The organism is Rhizobium sp. P28RR-XV, from assembly GCF_012641385.1.
Lineage (GTDB): Bacteria > Pseudomonadota > Alphaproteobacteria > Rhizobiales > Rhizobiaceae > Rhizobium.
This window is the reverse complement of record NZ_JABAIG010000001.1, coordinates 638,668-653,604: the sequence shown is the minus strand read 5'-3', so window position 1 is coordinate 653,604 and position 14,937 is coordinate 638,668. Positions and strand designations below refer to the sequence as shown.

13 protein-coding genes, 1 tRNA gene and 1 pseudogene are annotated in these 14,937 nt (G+C 59.7%); 5 read left to right on the top strand and 10 right to left on the bottom strand.

The window, feature by feature from the left end:
- The first annotated feature begins 68 nt into the window (after window positions 1-68).
- A tRNA-Leu gene (locus HGP12_RS03185) sits at window positions 69-153 on the top strand.
- Between the two features lie 279 nt (window positions 154-432).
- The gene (tig, locus tag HGP12_RS03180) at window positions 433-1,923 is read left to right on the top strand and encodes a trigger factor (protein WP_168839078.1); all 1,491 of its coding nucleotides are present in this window, start codon (window positions 433-435) and stop codon (window positions 1,921-1,923) included.
- A gap of 137 nt (window positions 1,924-2,060) precedes the next feature.
- On the opposite strand, the pseudogene HGP12_RS03175 reads toward tig, so the two are convergent.
- From HGP12_RS03175 to HGP12_RS03165, 3 genes and pseudogenes are all read right to left on the bottom strand, one after another.
- Window positions 2,061-2,870: pseudogene (locus HGP12_RS03175) on the bottom strand (phytanoyl-CoA dioxygenase).
- 261 nt (window positions 2,871-3,131) lie between these two features.
- Window positions 3,132-3,707: a flavodoxin family protein gene (locus HGP12_RS03170; protein ID WP_168839077.1), complete on the bottom strand. Its 576-nt coding sequence runs from the start codon at window positions 3,705-3,707 to the stop codon at window positions 3,132-3,134.
- Between the two features lie 184 nt (window positions 3,708-3,891).
- A complete protein-coding gene (locus tag HGP12_RS03165; RefSeq protein ID WP_168839076.1) occupies window positions 3,892-4,254 on the bottom strand; it encodes a DoxX family protein in 363 nt (120 codons plus the stop codon).
- A 145-nt stretch (window positions 4,255-4,399) separates the two neighbouring features.
- On the opposite strand from HGP12_RS03165, the gene HGP12_RS03160 reads away from it, so the two are divergent.
- Entirely contained in the window at window positions 4,400-4,972 is a 573-nt protein-coding gene (locus HGP12_RS03160; RefSeq protein WP_168839075.1) for a TetR/AcrR family transcriptional regulator, read from the top strand.
- 129 nt (window positions 4,973-5,101) lie between these two features.
- Here the strand turns inward: HGP12_RS03160 and sthA are convergent, their stop codons facing one another.
- From sthA to HGP12_RS03125, 7 genes are all read right to left on the bottom strand, one after another.
- A complete protein-coding gene (sthA, locus tag HGP12_RS03155; protein WP_168839074.1) occupies window positions 5,102-6,508 on the bottom strand; it encodes a Si-specific NAD(P)(+) transhydrogenase in 1,407 nt (468 codons plus the stop codon).
- Window positions 6,509-6,617: 109 nt separating this feature from the next.
- Window positions 6,618-7,214, bottom strand: coding sequence for a dual specificity protein phosphatase family protein (locus HGP12_RS03150; protein ID WP_168839073.1), 597 nt, complete (start codon window positions 7,212-7,214; stop codon window positions 6,618-6,620).
- A 262-nt stretch (window positions 7,215-7,476) separates the two neighbouring features.
- Window positions 7,477-8,223, bottom strand: a complete 747-nt coding sequence (radC, locus tag HGP12_RS03145; RefSeq protein ID WP_409526816.1) for a RadC family protein — start codon at window positions 8,221-8,223, stop codon at window positions 7,477-7,479.
- A complete protein-coding gene (locus HGP12_RS03140) occupies window positions 8,160-9,116 on the bottom strand; it encodes an IS481 family transposase (protein ID WP_168839071.1) in 957 nt (318 codons plus the stop codon). The genes radC and HGP12_RS03140 overlap by 64 nt, the downstream gene beginning before the upstream one ends.
- 268 nt (window positions 9,117-9,384) lie before the next feature.
- Window positions 9,385-10,221 carry a type I methionyl aminopeptidase gene (gene map, locus HGP12_RS03135; protein WP_168839070.1) on the bottom strand — a complete coding sequence of 279 codons (837 nt, stop codon included), beginning with the start codon at window positions 10,219-10,221 and terminating at the stop codon, window positions 9,385-9,387.
- A 2-nt stretch (window positions 10,222-10,223) separates the two neighbouring features.
- A complete protein-coding gene (gene sfsA, locus HGP12_RS03130) occupies window positions 10,224-10,973 on the bottom strand; it encodes a DNA/RNA nuclease SfsA (RefSeq protein ID WP_168839069.1) in 750 nt (249 codons plus the stop codon).
- Between the two features lie 14 nt (window positions 10,974-10,987).
- Entirely contained in the window at window positions 10,988-12,835 is a 1,848-nt protein-coding gene (locus HGP12_RS03125; RefSeq protein ID WP_168839068.1) for an alpha/beta hydrolase, read from the bottom strand.
- 160 nt (window positions 12,836-12,995) lie between these two features.
- Between HGP12_RS03125 and HGP12_RS03120 the strand changes: the two genes are divergently transcribed.
- The gene (locus tag HGP12_RS03120; protein ID WP_168839067.1) at window positions 12,996-13,448 is read left to right on the top strand and encodes a hypothetical protein; all 453 of its coding nucleotides are present in this window, start codon (window positions 12,996-12,998) and stop codon (window positions 13,446-13,448) included.
- Between the two features lie 222 nt (window positions 13,449-13,670).
- Window positions 13,671-14,891 (top strand): LL-diaminopimelate aminotransferase, encoded by a 1,221-nt coding sequence (locus tag HGP12_RS03115; RefSeq protein WP_168839066.1) that lies wholly within the window; start codon window positions 13,671-13,673, stop codon window positions 14,889-14,891.
- Window positions 14,892-14,937 lie beyond the last annotated feature (46 nt).

The following is a 14,937-nucleotide window of genomic DNA, read 5'->3' as shown; positions in this document are numbered from 1 at the left end:
GGGTGATATAGAGACGCCGCGCTCCGGAAGGCCCCATGGGCAGGCATTCGCCATGCGGTTTTGGGAACGCGGGTATGGTGAAATTGGTAGACACGCCAGATTTAGGTTCTGGTGCCGCAAGGCGTGGGAGTTCAAGTCTCTCTACCCGCACCAACACTGTCTTGTGGACGGGGGGAGGCCGACCAAGCCTGTCTTCCAATATGCCGCAGGACGCGCCATCTTGCCCAAAGCATCCCGCTTTCGATGAGGAAGGGGATAAGATGTTTTGGCTCGTGACGGGATAGAGCTGCCTTTTGCGCGTTCAATTGAAGGCGCGGCGCTCTGGCAAGGTGAAAGAGAATTGCATCCAAGCCACGCTCGGGATTTTCCGGCGTCGTGCTCATCGAAACGAACGGCTGTCTGGGCACGGCCGCCATGAATGAAGGTAGGACAATGCAGGTTATCGAAACGCTCGCTGAAGGGCTGAAGCGCGAAATCAAGGTGGTCATCCCGGCCAAGGACATGGAAGTGCGCATGAACGAGCGCCTCGCCGAGGTCAAGGACAAGGTCCGCATCAACGGCTTCCGTCCGGGCAAGGTTCCGGTCTCGCACCTCAAGAAGGTCTACGGCAAGTCGATCATGGCCGATCTGGTGAACGAAATCGTTCGCGATCAGCCGCCGGCAATCCTGACCGAGCGCGGCGAAAAGTCGGCGACCCAGCCGGAAGTTGCCATGACCGAGGACAAGGACGAGGCGGAAAAGATCCTTTCCGCCGAGGCCGATTTCGAATTCACGCTTTCCTACGAAGTGATCCCGGCGATCGAGCTGAAGCCGGTCAACGGTATCAAGGTGACCCGCGAAGTCGCTGAAATCAGCGAAGACGAAGTGACCGAGCAGATCCTCAAGATCGCCGAGAGCGCCCGCAGCTACGAGACCAAGAAGGGCAAGGCCGCCAACGGCGACCGCGTCACCATCGACTACCTCGGCAAGGTCGACGGCGTTGCCTTTGACGGCGGCAAGGATGAAGACTCGCAGCTCGTCCTCGGCTCTAACCGCTTCATCCCGGGCTTCGAAGAACAGCTCGTCGGCGTCAAGGCTGGCGATGAGAAGGTCATCACCGTAACCTTCCCGGCCGACTACCCGGCCAAGAACCTTGCCGGCAAGGAAGCCACCTTCGACATCAACGTCAAGGAAGTCGCAGCTCCCGGCGAAGTCGAAATCAATGACGAACTCGCCACCAAGCTCGGCCTCGAATCGGCCGACCGCCTGAAGGAAATCGTTCGCGGCCAGATCGAAAGCCAGTACGGCTCGGTGACCCGCCAGAAGGTCAAGCGCCAGATCCTCGACCAGCTCGACGAAATGTACCAGTTCGACACGCCGCAGAAGCTCGTCGAAGCTGAATTCGCCAGCATCTGGCGCCAGATCGAAACCGATCTCGCTGAATCGGGCAAGTCCTTCGAAGACGAAGACACGACCGAAGAAAAGGCTCGCGAAGAATACCGCAAGCTCGCCGAGCGCCGCGTTCGCCTCGGCCTCGTTCTTTCCGAAATCGGCGAGAAGGCCGGCGTCGAAGTCAGCGAAGACGAACTGCAGCGCGCGCTCTACGCACAGCTCCAGCAGTTCCCGGGCCAGGAAAAGGAAATTCTGGAGTTCTTCCGCAACACGCCCGGCGCTTCCGCCAACCTGCGCGCTCCGATCTTCGAAGAAAAGGTCATCGACCACCTGCTGACCGAAGTCGCCGTCACGGATAAGACCGTTTCCAAGGAAGCGCTGCTCGCCGACGACGAAGCTGAAGACAAGCCGGCTGCCAAGAAGGCTGCTCCGAAGAAGAAGGCCGCTGCCAAGGCTGAAGCAACGGAAGCTGCCGCCGAAGGCGAAGAAGCCGCCGCGCCGAAGAAGAAGGCCGCTCCGAAGAAGAAGGCTGCTGAAGACAGCGCCGAGTAATTCCGTTTTCTTCCGGATTGAAATTAAGCCCTGCCGGCAACGGCGGGGCTTTCTTGTTGGTAGGCAAGGAAAAAAGCTCCCTCTCCCCGTCAAAACGGAGGGAGGGTCTGGGTAAGGGGTGCGGGCTATCGCACCGATTATTCCTTACCCAACGCGTGGCGGATGGCTGTCTCGACCGGGCTATAGGCTTTGTCAGGTCGCTCCAATCGATAGGGCTCGGCGAGGCCGATCGAAGGTTGAGCCATGAAGCGCGGCGTCGTTCCACGATGCTTTTGGGCAGCATGGATCAGAAAAGGATGGCAGATATAGACAGTTCCTGCTTTCCCAGTTGCCAGTGCTTGAGGGCGATGGCCGGCGACATTCTCCAGCATCATATGGGAGCATCCATTCTCCCCCGCCGGCTCGAGGTAGCGCGCCACATCCATGTGCGAACCGATACGGATGCGCGTCGATGCATCGTCTTCGCCGACGTCCGAAAACAGGAACAGCGTCAATAATGCGCGCCCTCGCGACGTGACATTCACACGCCAGGCCGAGAAGTCGCTCCGCTCGTTCGGATCACAGTCGTCCCCGGGGAAGCTTAGATCGATATGTCAGCCAGCGTCGCCCGGATCGTCCGGATGCGGAAAGCGCACCGGAAAGGTGCCGAGACCGTCCCGCGGCAGCCATCGTCCCGGCCCAACCAGCTGGTCGAAGGCGGCGTGCAGGATAGGCATATTGGCGATGGTGCGGAATGGTTCGCCGCCATAGCCCGGCAGTCTCACGACCGGAAATCTCCAGCTTGCCGGATCGTGCTCGCTGCACGGAAGATCGTGCCACATCAGGGCGCGGGCTTCTGCGGCCTGTTCCCGTGAAAACGCATCATCGATGCGCACAAAACCATGTTGAATGAAATCGTTCAGTTGCGTGCTGGAAAGCGCAGCCGGATACTGTTCTTCGGTTCGCATGAAATCTCTCTCATCGTCGCGCCGTATTTTGCCCTTCCTATGTGGGAATACGGCCGTTTCGGCATAGACCAGCCGCGGCTACAGCCGCTGAGGCGGTCGCGTCTTCATTTGGCTGAAAGCCAGCGGATTAGCGGCTTATGAAGAAGATCGAAGCGATGTTGAGAATTTTCATCATGCCGCCAGGGTAATAAGCCCCGACGGCATGGTCAATATTGCCTAAGTCTAAAGTTCCGACTTGATACCGCCCATGCGGCCCGTGCATCAATGCCCGGCTGACGCGAACCGCTGCGCAACTCGTGTTACGCGCTCGCCGTAAGCGCGAGCAGTTTCCAGATCGCCGATCGACATTTCGCTCGGGGCTGCGTCGGCATCGGACTGCGCCATGGGCGCGATGTACGATCCCATCCTGTTTGCATCATCGCGCTTGGAGGCTTTCACGTTCGCTGGCTTCATCCCCAGACTGACCCACAGGCCTCCATGCTGTCCCGCCAGGAGAACGAAGTATTCGAGGGTATTGAGCTTGTCGCCGTTCAAACTGGCGCTGTTGGTGAAGCCCCCGAAAACCTTGTCCTGCCACTTATTGGTGAACCAGGCCTTGGAGGACGTGTCGGCAAACTTCTTAAACTGCCAGCTCGGGCCTCCCATGTAGGTTGGTGATCCGAAGATGATGGCATCGGCGGCGTCCAACGCGCCCCATCCGTCGTCGGAAAGATTGCCATCCGCATCGATGGCGTAAAGGACTCCGCCCGCACCCTCCGCCACGGCTTCCGCCATCCGCTGGGTGTGGCCGTAGCCGGAATGATAAACGACGACTGTGCTTGCTGTGCGATTTGACATGATGGTTTTGGCCTCCTTCTGGCCATGGCTTTACGCTGTCCGGAAGCGCGTTCGCTCGGACTGACGTCTTCTTCTCGGTGGGTTGATGATTGGGGGGGATGATACCCGACGCCCTGGCGATAGGACCTTTTCCAGCCAGTCACGCATGCGTTCTCATTTGGATGGCATGTTGCCCGCGGAATACTCAGACTTGGCCGCTGACACCCGCCAGTGCCAGCAGCAACAGGAACACGAGAGGCGGCGGGAGTTCCCGATAGTTCCGGATGCCGACAATGGCGGTGATCGCGGCGAGCATGATGCAGGCGCCCAACGCGACCCCGATATATCGGGCGCCGGCTGTGACCAAAAGTACAGCGGTTACGAGTTCAAGGGCGGCCGTGACCCAGCACCACCAGAAAGGAAATCCAAGCCGCACGAAGCCCGCGCGGATTTTCGGATGTCCACTCGCGTTGACGATAGCGCCGACGAGAAACGCCCCGGCGGCCAGCCAGACGAGGATGGTATCGAGTGACGTTGTGCCCGTGAAAATTGGAATTGGAAGATTCATTGATTTTCTCTTCGATGATGAGCCATGACGCTCAGGCCTAGCATAGCGATAGGATATATTCTAGCATTGCTAGATTGTCAATCAACGTTCCTTTTCGGCAGTTTTGGCATTACAAAATTCACTCCAATGGAGATGAGGAAGCTAGGTGGGCATCAGCGAACGCAAGGCCAGGGAACGCGGGGAGCGCGAACGCAGGATCGTCGTCGCTGCGAGGACGATCGCGGAACGCGACGGCTGGGCATCCGTCACGATCCGGCGTCTCGCCGAGGAGATAGAATACAGTCAGCCGGTTCTCTATTCGCATTTTGAAAATCGCGATCAGATCGTCGGTGCGGTCGCGCTCGAAGGCTTCGGCGAATTGGCAGCGATGCTACGCGCCGCGATCCGGCCATCGTCCACGCCAAAGGAGCGAGTGCAAGACGTCGCAGCCGCCTATCTCGATTTCGCTTTCGCTCGCCCTGCGCTATACGAGGCGATGTTCGTCCTGCCGACTGGTCTCCGCTTTGCCAGATCCGACACGCCAGCCCAACTTCGTGATGGTTTCGGAGCCATGGCGACGGTGATCGCGCCGTTCTCCCAGGATGTGGATACCGCTACCGAAACCTTCTGGTCGGCACTTCACGGTCTGGCGGAACTTGAACGTCACGGCAGGATAAGGCCCGCTTTCCGGGCTCAACGTATCACGCTCATCATGCAGATGGTGTCGGGTCAACGCTGAGAGGGGATTTTGCGATTAACCTGATCCCGCATGAATGGTTTGGAAAACGCGGGATAAGGCAAAGGGCTTAGGCCCTCGGAGTTTGGCCGCTTCCGGGGAAGAGGGGCTATTGCCGCACCCATGAAAAATTCAAATCTCCGACTTGATGTCGCCCATGCGGTTCCAGGCATCGAGGCCGGCGATCTTGTAGGCTTCGGCGAGCGTCGGATAATTGAAGGTGTTTTCGACGAAGTATTCGACGGTGCCCTTGAGGTTCAGCACGGCCTGGCCGATATGCACGAGCTCGGTGGCACCTTCGCCGACGATGTGGACGCCGAGGAGACGGCGGGTTTTCAGCGAGAAGATCATCTTCAAGAGGCCGGTGTCGAGGCCCATGATGTGGCCGCGCGAGGTCTCGCGAAAGCGCGCGATACCGCATTCGTAGGGGATATGCCGGTCCTTGACCTCTTCCTCCGAGAGGCCGCAGGTGGAAATCTCCGGCACGGCATAGATGCCGTAGGGGAAGTATTTCGGCGGCTCCTTGGCAATCGCACCGACGGCGACGCGGGCGGCGATGCGGCCCTGTTCCATCGAGGTGGAGGCAAGGCTCGGGAAGCCGACGACATCGCCTGCGGCAAAGATATGCGGGACCTTCGTGGCGAAGGTTTCGGGATTGACGCTCAGGCGACCGCGATTGTCTGCCTCCAGGCCGGCTGCGGGGAGATTGAGCGTATCGGTCGCGCCCATGCGGCCGGCGGCAAACAGCACCATGTCGGTGGTGATGTGGCGGCCGTTGTCGAGCGTCAGCTCCACTTTACCGCTCGGCAGGCGCTCCACCTTCTCGGCCTTCTGGCCAAGCAGCAGCTTCATGTTGCGATCGCGCAGCTGGTAGGTGAAGTCTTCGACGATCTCTTTGTCGATGAAATCGAGCATGGTCGACTTCGGATCGATCAGCGTTACCTGCGTGTCGAGCGCGCTGAAGATCGTCGCATATTCGATGCCGATGACGCCGGCACCGATGACGACCATCGACCGCGGCAGTTCCTCGATGTCGAGCAGTTCGTCGCTGTCGAGCACTGTCTTGCTATCGAAGGGTATGTAATCCGGACGGAACGGCTTGGTGCCGACGGCAAGGAGGATGCTTGCCGCCGTGACATTGACGACTTCGCCGTCGTCCTTGACGACCTGCATGGTTTGCGGATCGACGAAACTTGCCTTGCCCCGAATGTGCTGGACGCGATTGCGGGCAAACTGATGCTCGAGCACTTCGACTTCGTGGTCGAGGGTGATCAGGAGGCGGCGGCGCAGGTCCTCCGCGCTGATTTCCTGTTTGACGCGATAGGCCCGGCCATAGAAGCCACGCTCGCGCCAGCCGGAGAGGTTGAGCGCGGTTTCGCGCAGCGTCTTGGAGGGGATGGTGCCGGTGTGGACCGAGACGCCGCCGACGCGTTTGCCCTGCTCGATGACGAGCACCCTCTTGCCGAGTTTGGCGGCCTGGATAGCGCCTCTGCGGCCTGCAGGGCCGCTACCTACGACTAGGAGATCGAATTGGTCCATCGGGAAGCCTCGGATGACTGGATAGGGAATCAATGTCGCAACGCAACATGCACTCCGTCAACCGGTAGCTGCTCAATGTTACAGATTATCTAACGGGATGGGCCGGCGGTCAGGACGCGGAAAAGCCGAGCCAGGGTTCCAGCTTCTCGAATGTCCGATCCATGGCATAGGCGCGGGTAAACGAAAATGAAAGATGGCCGTAGAAGATCGACATCTGGTTTTCTGCCGTTGACTCGTTCGTCTTGGCAATGGCGGCGAGATAGAGCGCCGAGGCGAGCCCTGTGCGGTCCGCTCCCGCCTGGCAATGAATGAGAAGCGGTTTCGGCGCATCGCGCATGATTTCGATAAGCTGTGCGGCCTGCTGCTGCGTCAACTCACGAGCAGACGACATGTGAAAGTCGATGTGGTTGATGTTGAGTTGCTTGGCCTCGGCGACTTCCTTGTCATACCAATGACGACCGCTGTTTTCGCCGCGCAGGTTGATGATGGTCTTGATGCCATATTGCTTTTGAAGCTCCGCAATCGTGGCGGCCGTTGGCTGAGAGGAGCGATAGAGTTCGCCGGCGATGACCGGGTGGAAGTTCGTTGTCCAGAGCATATGCGCGTAGAAACCGACTGCCACCGCGGTGAAAGCTCCTAGGGCGACAAGCGCGCCGCGGCCAACACGACGGAGGCGATGGGAAAGCGTCGGCGATGTCTTCAGCATGCGATCTCCGGGGCGGGCCGACCGCGCAAGCAGATTGGCCAAATCAAAACAACGACTTCCGCCGGCGGATTCGCCGACTGAATGCGGCCATCCTTCTGCCAGATCATCCTGACGCTGAACTGAAAAGCGAAAATGGAGACAGCGACGGGCGATCTTGGAGTTTTTGAAAAATTGGAAATACGCGATGGTTCTGAAAAGTGATATTATATCAAAATGATATGATACGTTTTTGAATAATTAAATTAGGGCGTGCGCGACAATTTCAGATCAAACGCAATGCGCGGAAGCTGACATGACCGTTCTTGCCGATGATAACATGATCGTGAACAGTTATGCCCAAGGGCTTGGCGGTGTCGACAATCGTCTTGGTCATGTCGATATCGGCGCGAGACGGCGTCGGATCGCCCGAGGGGTGGTTGTGGACGAGAATCACTGCTGAAGCGGAGAGTTCCAGCGCCCGTTTGACGACTTCACGGGGATAGACAGGCGTATGATCGACCGTGCCAAGCCCCTGGATTTCATCTGCGATCAAGGCATTGCGCTTGTCGAGAAACAGCAGGCGAAATTGCTCGCGCGTCTCATGTGCCATGGCGGCATGACAGTAGTCGATGAGCGCCTTCCAGGAAGAGAGCACCGGCTTGCCTGTCAACTCGCTCTTCAGCATGCGCTGGGCGACGCTCGCAACCAGCTTCAGGTCGAGCGCGACCGCATCGCCGACGCCGCTGACCTCGGTCAACAGGCTGACCGGCGCACCGAATACGCCGCCGAGCGAGCCGAAGCGGGCGAGCAGAGCCTTGGCGATCGGCTTCGTGTCGCGGCGCGGGATGAGCCGGAAGAGCAGCAGCTCGAGCATTTCATAATCGGCCAGCGCCGCGTCGCCGCCGTCGCGATAGCGATTGCGCAACCGCTCGCGGTGGCCATGATAATGGGCTTCGGCATCACGCTCTAGGTGTGGAGCCTCAACAGGTTGTCTCGGTTCAGACCGAGGCGACTGATTGGCGGTTTTGATTTTAGGCCGCCGTGAGGGCGGTGCCAATTGTACATATGGGTCCAGCTTGGCAGATGAGTTTTTCGTGTCTCTGACGATGGATAGGCCCGCGCATACGCCCATTCGCGCAATGCGGTCTGAATGAAGCGTTCTGCTTTGCCGTTTGTCTGTGGTGTGTAGGGTTTGGTGCGGATGTGCTTGAGACCGAGAGCCTTGCAGGCTCGTGCGAAATCCTTGGCGATGTAGCAAGAACCGTTGTCGGTCATGACCCGCGTAACCGTCATGCCGAGGCTGGCGTAATAGGCAACTGCCGCCTTGAGGAAGGCGATGGCGCTGACGGCCTTTTCGTTCGGGAAGATGTCGGTGAAGGCGACCCGGGAGGTATCGTCGATTGAGACATGGACGTATTCCCATCCGATGCCGCGTGAGTTGCTCTGGCCGGTTCTGTCGCCGGTGATCCGGTGACCGACCCGATCGAAGCGGCCGAGGCGCTTGATATCGAGATGGATCAAGCCACCTGGCTCGGCATATTCGTAACGCACGACCGGTTTGGCTGGAGCAATGTCTTTCATCCGGGACAGACCGGCCCGCTTGAGAACGCGGCTGACGGTGGCCGGTGATACGCCTGTCTCCATGGCAATGTGCTTGCCGGTCAGGCGCTGGCGACGAAGAGCGACAATGCGATCGCTTAAAACCTGATCCGTCTGCCTGGGGCTGTTTTTGGGCCGAGACGAGTGATCCGCCATCTTGGCGCGCCCACCCTGTTCGAAGCGTTCAATCCACCGCGATACGATCTTGGGCGAGACGGCATAGACGCGGGCGGCTTGCGCTTGCGACAGTCGGCCACCGACAACCGCCGAGGCCATTTCCTCTCGACGCAGCGGGGTCAGTCGGGCATTCTTGTGAATGTTCATTCGGGGCGATCCTGGCATACTGAGGTGTGGTAACTCCAGTCTCCCAAATCCGCTCCGAATGGACAACCTCCTGAAACCTCACAGCTAGGGCGGCGGGTTTGGCCGCTGGCGCGGATTTGGTGGCTTGTGTGGCGGATTTGGCGGCTTGTGGTGCGAAGAATAGTCGCTCGTCCAGAAGCGGGGCCTCTTCCAAAGCTTCCGTCTCCCCGCTTCTATCGAGGGGCATGTCGCCATGTCCGTTGGAAGAAGCGGGACGTTTCGCCATGATTTACCCCTGCAGCGGCGGCAGGCCGGGGCGGTCGAGGCCGCCGGGCGATAGGGTGAAGATTTCGCAACCTGTCGCGGTGACGCCGACCGTGTGCTCGTATTGCGCCGAAAGCGAGCGGTCGCGGGTGACCGCCGTCCAGCCATCGCCGAGCACCTTCACATGCGGCTTGCCGAGATTGATCATCGGCTCGATGGTGAAGATCATGCCTTCGCGCAGCTCCGGGCCGTCATTGATCCGGCCGTAATGCAGGATATTCGGCGAGTCATGAAACAGGCTGCCGACGCCATGGCCGCAGAAATCGCGCACGACCGAGCAGCGCTCGCCCTCGGCATAGGTCTGGATCGCTTCGCCGATGGCGCCGGTGCGGGCACCCGGCCGGACGGCGGCGATGCCGCGCATCAGCGATTCGTAAGTGACTTCCAGCAGCCGCTCGGCAGAACGCTTGATTTCGCCGACCGGATACATGCGGCTGGAATCGCCGTGCCAGCCGTCGAGCACATAGGTCACGTCGATATTGACGATATCGCCTTCGCGCAGCGGCTTGTCGTTGGGAATGCCGTGGCAGACGACGTGGTTGATCGAGGTGCAGGAGGATTTCATGTAGCCGCGATAGTTCAGCGTCGCCGGATAGGCGCCGTGATCCATGCCGAATTCGAAAACGAAGCGGTCGATGACATCGGTGGCCACGCCGGGCTTGACGATCGCGGCCAGTTCATCGAGGCAGCGGGCGGTCAGCTGGCATGCCTTGCGCATTCCGGCAAAGGCATCCTGCCCGTAGATGCGGATAGCGCCCGTATTCTTCGCCGGCGCCGTTGCCGCTTCGATGTAATTCACCATGACTAGCCTTCAGCAGAAATCTTTATACTCGTATCTAATGCAGCTATGCCGGGTTCGTCTATCGGGATCAACCCGGCTGGCGTTATTTCCGTCGGCGAGACCCTGCATTTCAGCGCATATACTTCGACGCCGCGCGCCAAAGCCCGATCGTAGGCCTTGGCGTAGACCGGATCGAGATCGCCGCAAATCCGGAAACGATTGCAATCATGGCGCTGGATCACGAACAGCATGACGGCGCGGTAACCGGCCTCTGCCATATCGCCGAGTTCTTCTAGGTGCTTGGCGCCGCGGGCCGTTGCCGTATCGGGAAATTCCGCAAGGCCCGGCCGTCGCATGAAATGGACGTTCTTCACCTCGACATAGGTGGTTGTCCGCAAAGGGTCGGTCAAGAGCAGGTCGATGCGGGAATTGCGGCCATAATTCTGCTCGCGCTTTACCGTCGTATAGTCTCCGAGATCGGAAACCTGTCCAAGCGCGATCGCTTCCGCCGCGGTCCGGTTCGGCATGGCCGTGTTGACGCCGACGGTCGTGCCATCAGCCTCGATCAGTTCGAAGACGTGACGGTATTTTCGCTTCGCTCCTTCGTGTTCGGAGAGCCAAATGCGCGAGCCCGGCGCCGTCAGGCCGAGCATCGAGCCGGTATTCGGGCAGGAACCGGTGATGAAGGTTCCGTCCTCCAGCTCGGCATCGAAGAGGAAGCGCTTGTAGCGCGCGATCAGGCGGGCGGGAACGAGAGGCGAAGGAAAGAGCATGGTCTGGCGATCGCCTACGCCCGTTCCATGACGAAGCTGCCGGGCGCCTCTTCAAGCGCATTGAGCGCCTTGCCGCCCGGCGGGCGGGCTGTCGTCATGCGATGATCCTGCGAGAGGATCCAGGCGTGCCAATGCGGCCACCAGGAACCCGGCGTCTCCTTTGCCTCGGCCAGCCAGTTCTCATAGTCGCCGGTTGTCGGGCCGCCGGTCCAGAACTGGTATTTATGTTTGTCCGGCGGGTTGACGACGCCGGCGATGTGGCCGGAACCCGTCACGACGAATTCCACCGGGCCGCCGAAATATTGACTGCCGATGAAGACGGACTTGGCCGGCGCGATATGATCCTCGCGCGTTGCCAGATTATAGACGGGGATGCGCACATCCTTCAGCGACAGCGTCTTGCCATCGAGCATCATCCTGCCCTGGCTGAGCGCATTGTTGAGATAGCAGTTGCGCAGGTAGAAGGAATGGTTGGCGGCCGCCATGCGCGTGGAATCGGCGTTCCAGAACAGGAGGTCGAAGGGCAGGGGATCCTGCCCCTTCAGGTAGCTGTTGACGAAATAGGGCCAGATCAGTTCCGAGGCGCGCAGCATGTTGAAGGCCGTCGCCATCTTCGAGCCTTCGAGATAGCCGAGCACATTCATCTGCTCTTCGAGTGCCGCAATCTGTTCTTCATCGACGAAAACCTTCAGGTCGCCGGCGAAGGTGAAATCGACTTGGGTCGTCAGGAAGGTCACCGTGCGGATGCGCTTGTTCTTTTCCTTGGCGTGGAGCGCGAGCGTGGCGGCCAGCAGCGTGCCGCCGACGCAATAGCCAACAGCATTGACCTCCTGCTCTCCCGTCGCCTTTTCGATCGTGTCGAGCGCGAAATCGATGCCTTCGCGGGCATAGGAGGTCCAATCCTTCGTGGCATGGCGCTGATCGGGGTTCACCCAGGAGATGACGAAGACCGTGTGACCCTGCTCCACGCACCATTTTATGAAGGATTTCTGCGGGTTGAGGTCGAGAATGTAGAATTTGTTGATCCAGGGGGGGCAGATCAGCAGCGGCCGCTTCAGCACCTTGTCCGTCGCCGGCTCGTATTGGATGACTTGGCAGACATCGCTTTGCGCGATGACCTTGCCGGGGGTCAGCGCCATGTCGCGGCCAACGGCGAATTTCGTCATGTCGGTCTGCCGCAGGCGCAGTTCGCCGTGGCCGAGGCTGATATCTTCCGCGAGCATCTTCATGCCGCGCACCAGGTTCTCGGCATTGGAGGCGATGGTTTCGCGGTAGACCTGCGGATTCGTCACGATGAAATTGGTCGGCGAAAAGGCGGCGGTGATCTGCTTCGTGTAGAACGCAGCTTTGTGACGCGTATGCTCGTCCAGCCCCTCGGCTTCGCCGACCAACTTTTCCGCCCAGTTCGATGTCAGCAGATAGGTCTGCTTCAGGAAATCGAAGAAGGGATTCTTCTGCCAGTCCTCGTCGGCGAAACGCTTGTCTTTGACCGGTTCGGCTTCGGCCTCGGCGGACGAATCGCCGCTGAGACGCTGCATGGTTTTTGTCCACAGGCCGAAATAGCCGGACAGGAGATGTGTCTGCGCCTCCAGCGTCCGGCGAGGATCGGATAGCCAGTATTCGCCGACCTTGGACAGCGTCTTGACCATGTCGGTAAAAGGATCGGCAACCGTATCGACCTTCTCGCCGCGCTCGCGTGGCGCAAGCCAGGCGGAGGCCGCCTTGCCGAGATTTTCCAGCGCGCGGGCAAAGTTGACGGCCATCGCTTCGGGATCCCTGACGATGTAAGGCTCCACTGACTTTGGGTCGAAGCCGGGGAAGCCGCCGTTACCTTCATTATTGTCCCGCTTGCTGTCGGTCACGCATCATCCTCCCGGCGGCAGCTTGTGTCTTGTTTTCCATTTGTACATCTTGCGGGAAAAGGAATACAAGTCGAATGAAACGCAACCCTGCTCTTGCTTTGCTGCTGCGACAAATTTAACAGTCGCAACCCACAGCAAGGAATAGCGCAGGAAGACAATTATGGGCGGCGGCATGGTGGCAAGACTGAACCGGTATTCCGTATTCTGCGGTGCAATGTGCGGGATTCTCGCATTGACGCTGGCGGGCTGCTCGACGCCCGAGGAGAAGGCGGCCTACGCCAAGCGCAAGCAGCCGCCTGAGGCGGTGATCGTAAAACCCGCCAAGGGCACGCCGGTCGTGGAAACCAGCACGCAACAATATTACAAGGACGGCTATCCTTCCTTCAACGCGCCTCCGACGGCTGCAAACGTGCAGATCAACGATCAGCAGGCGGGCGACATGGCCAAGCAGTTGACGGCGCTCGGCGCGCAGCGCAAGGCCGGCACCATATCGGAGGCCGAATACCAGAAGCGCGTCGCCGAGATGCGCAAGCTTGCCGCCGAACATGGCCAGGATACGCTGCAGGAAATTCAGAAAGAGGGCAGCGCCCAGCCGGCCCCGACGGAGAATTAGCCTTGCGTTCCAGGCAATTTGGACGCAAAGCGTTCGGATCGGCCGAATTTGAATGTGTCTGACCGGCGAATTGCACTTTGCGTGCATAGCCGCCCAAGATTCACCTTATCTTTCGAGATAGCATGAATACGGCGCCGCGAGTCCCAAGTTCGTATCGCGGCTGGCCGGAAGATCAACGAACTTCAGTGCGGTTTTGAGGGCCGCTGTCCCATGGGGAAAGAAATGGAAGAGTTTCATAAAGTCCGGCGTTTGCCGCCCTACGTTTTCGAACAGGTCAATCGTTTGAAAGCGAGCGCGCGAGCGGGCGGGGCGGACATTATCGACCTCGGCATGGGCAATCCAGATCTTCCGACCCCCAAGGCGATCGTCGACAAGCTGTGCGAAGTGGTCCAGGACCCGCGCACGCATCGCTATTCCTCCTCCAAGGGCATTCCCGGCCTTCGCCGTGCCCAGGCCGCCTATTATGCCCGCCGGTTCGGCGTGAAGCTCAATCCGGATACGCAGGTGGTCGCCACCCTCGGCTCCAAGGAAGGCTTCGCCAACATGGCGCAGGCGATCACGGCGCCCGGCGACGTCATCCTTTGCCCGAATCCGACCTATCCGATCCATGCCTTCGGCTTCCTGATGGCCGGCGGCGTGATCCGCTCCATGTCGGTCGAGCCGGACGACAGTTTCTTTCCGCCGCTGGAGCGGGCGGTGCGCCACTCGATCCCGAAGCCGCTGGCGCTGATCCTGAACTATCCGTCGAATCCGACGGCCTATGTCGCGACGCTGGATTTCTACAAGGAAGTCGTCGCCTTTGCGAAGAAGCACGATATCATCGTGCTTTCGGATCTAGCCTATTCGGAAATCTATTTCGATGACGTGCCGCCGCCGTCGGTGCTGGAAGTTCCGGGTGCGATGGATGTGACGGTCGAATTCACCTCGATGTCGAAGACCTTCTCCATGCCCGGCTGGCGCATGGGCTTTGCCGTCGGCAACGAGCGGCTGATTGCGGCCCTGACGCGGGTAAAATCCTATCTCGATTATGGCGCCTTCACGCCGATCCAGGTGGCGGCGACCCATGCGCTGAACGGCGACGGCTCCGACATCGCTGAAGTGCGCAGCATTTACAAGCGCCGCCGCGACGTCCTGGTCGATACGTTCGGCAAGGCCGGCTTTGAAGTACCGCCGCCGGCGGCAACGATGTTTGCCTGGGCGAAGATTCCGGAAAAGTTCCGTCATCTCGGTTCGCTGGAATTTTCCAAGCTTCTGGTCGAGAAGGCCGACATTGCGGTCGCCCCTGGTATCGGCTTCGGCGAGCAGGGCGATGATTATGTTCGCATCGCGCTCGTTGAGAACGAACACCGCATCCGGCAGGCCGCGCGTAATCTGAAGCGCTTCCTCTCCTCCGCGGACGAGACGACGCACAATGTTATTTCGCTGAACGCTCATCGTTCATAATATCGAGCGGCAGCCGTTCCCGCGGCTGCCGTCCCCAATACTGATC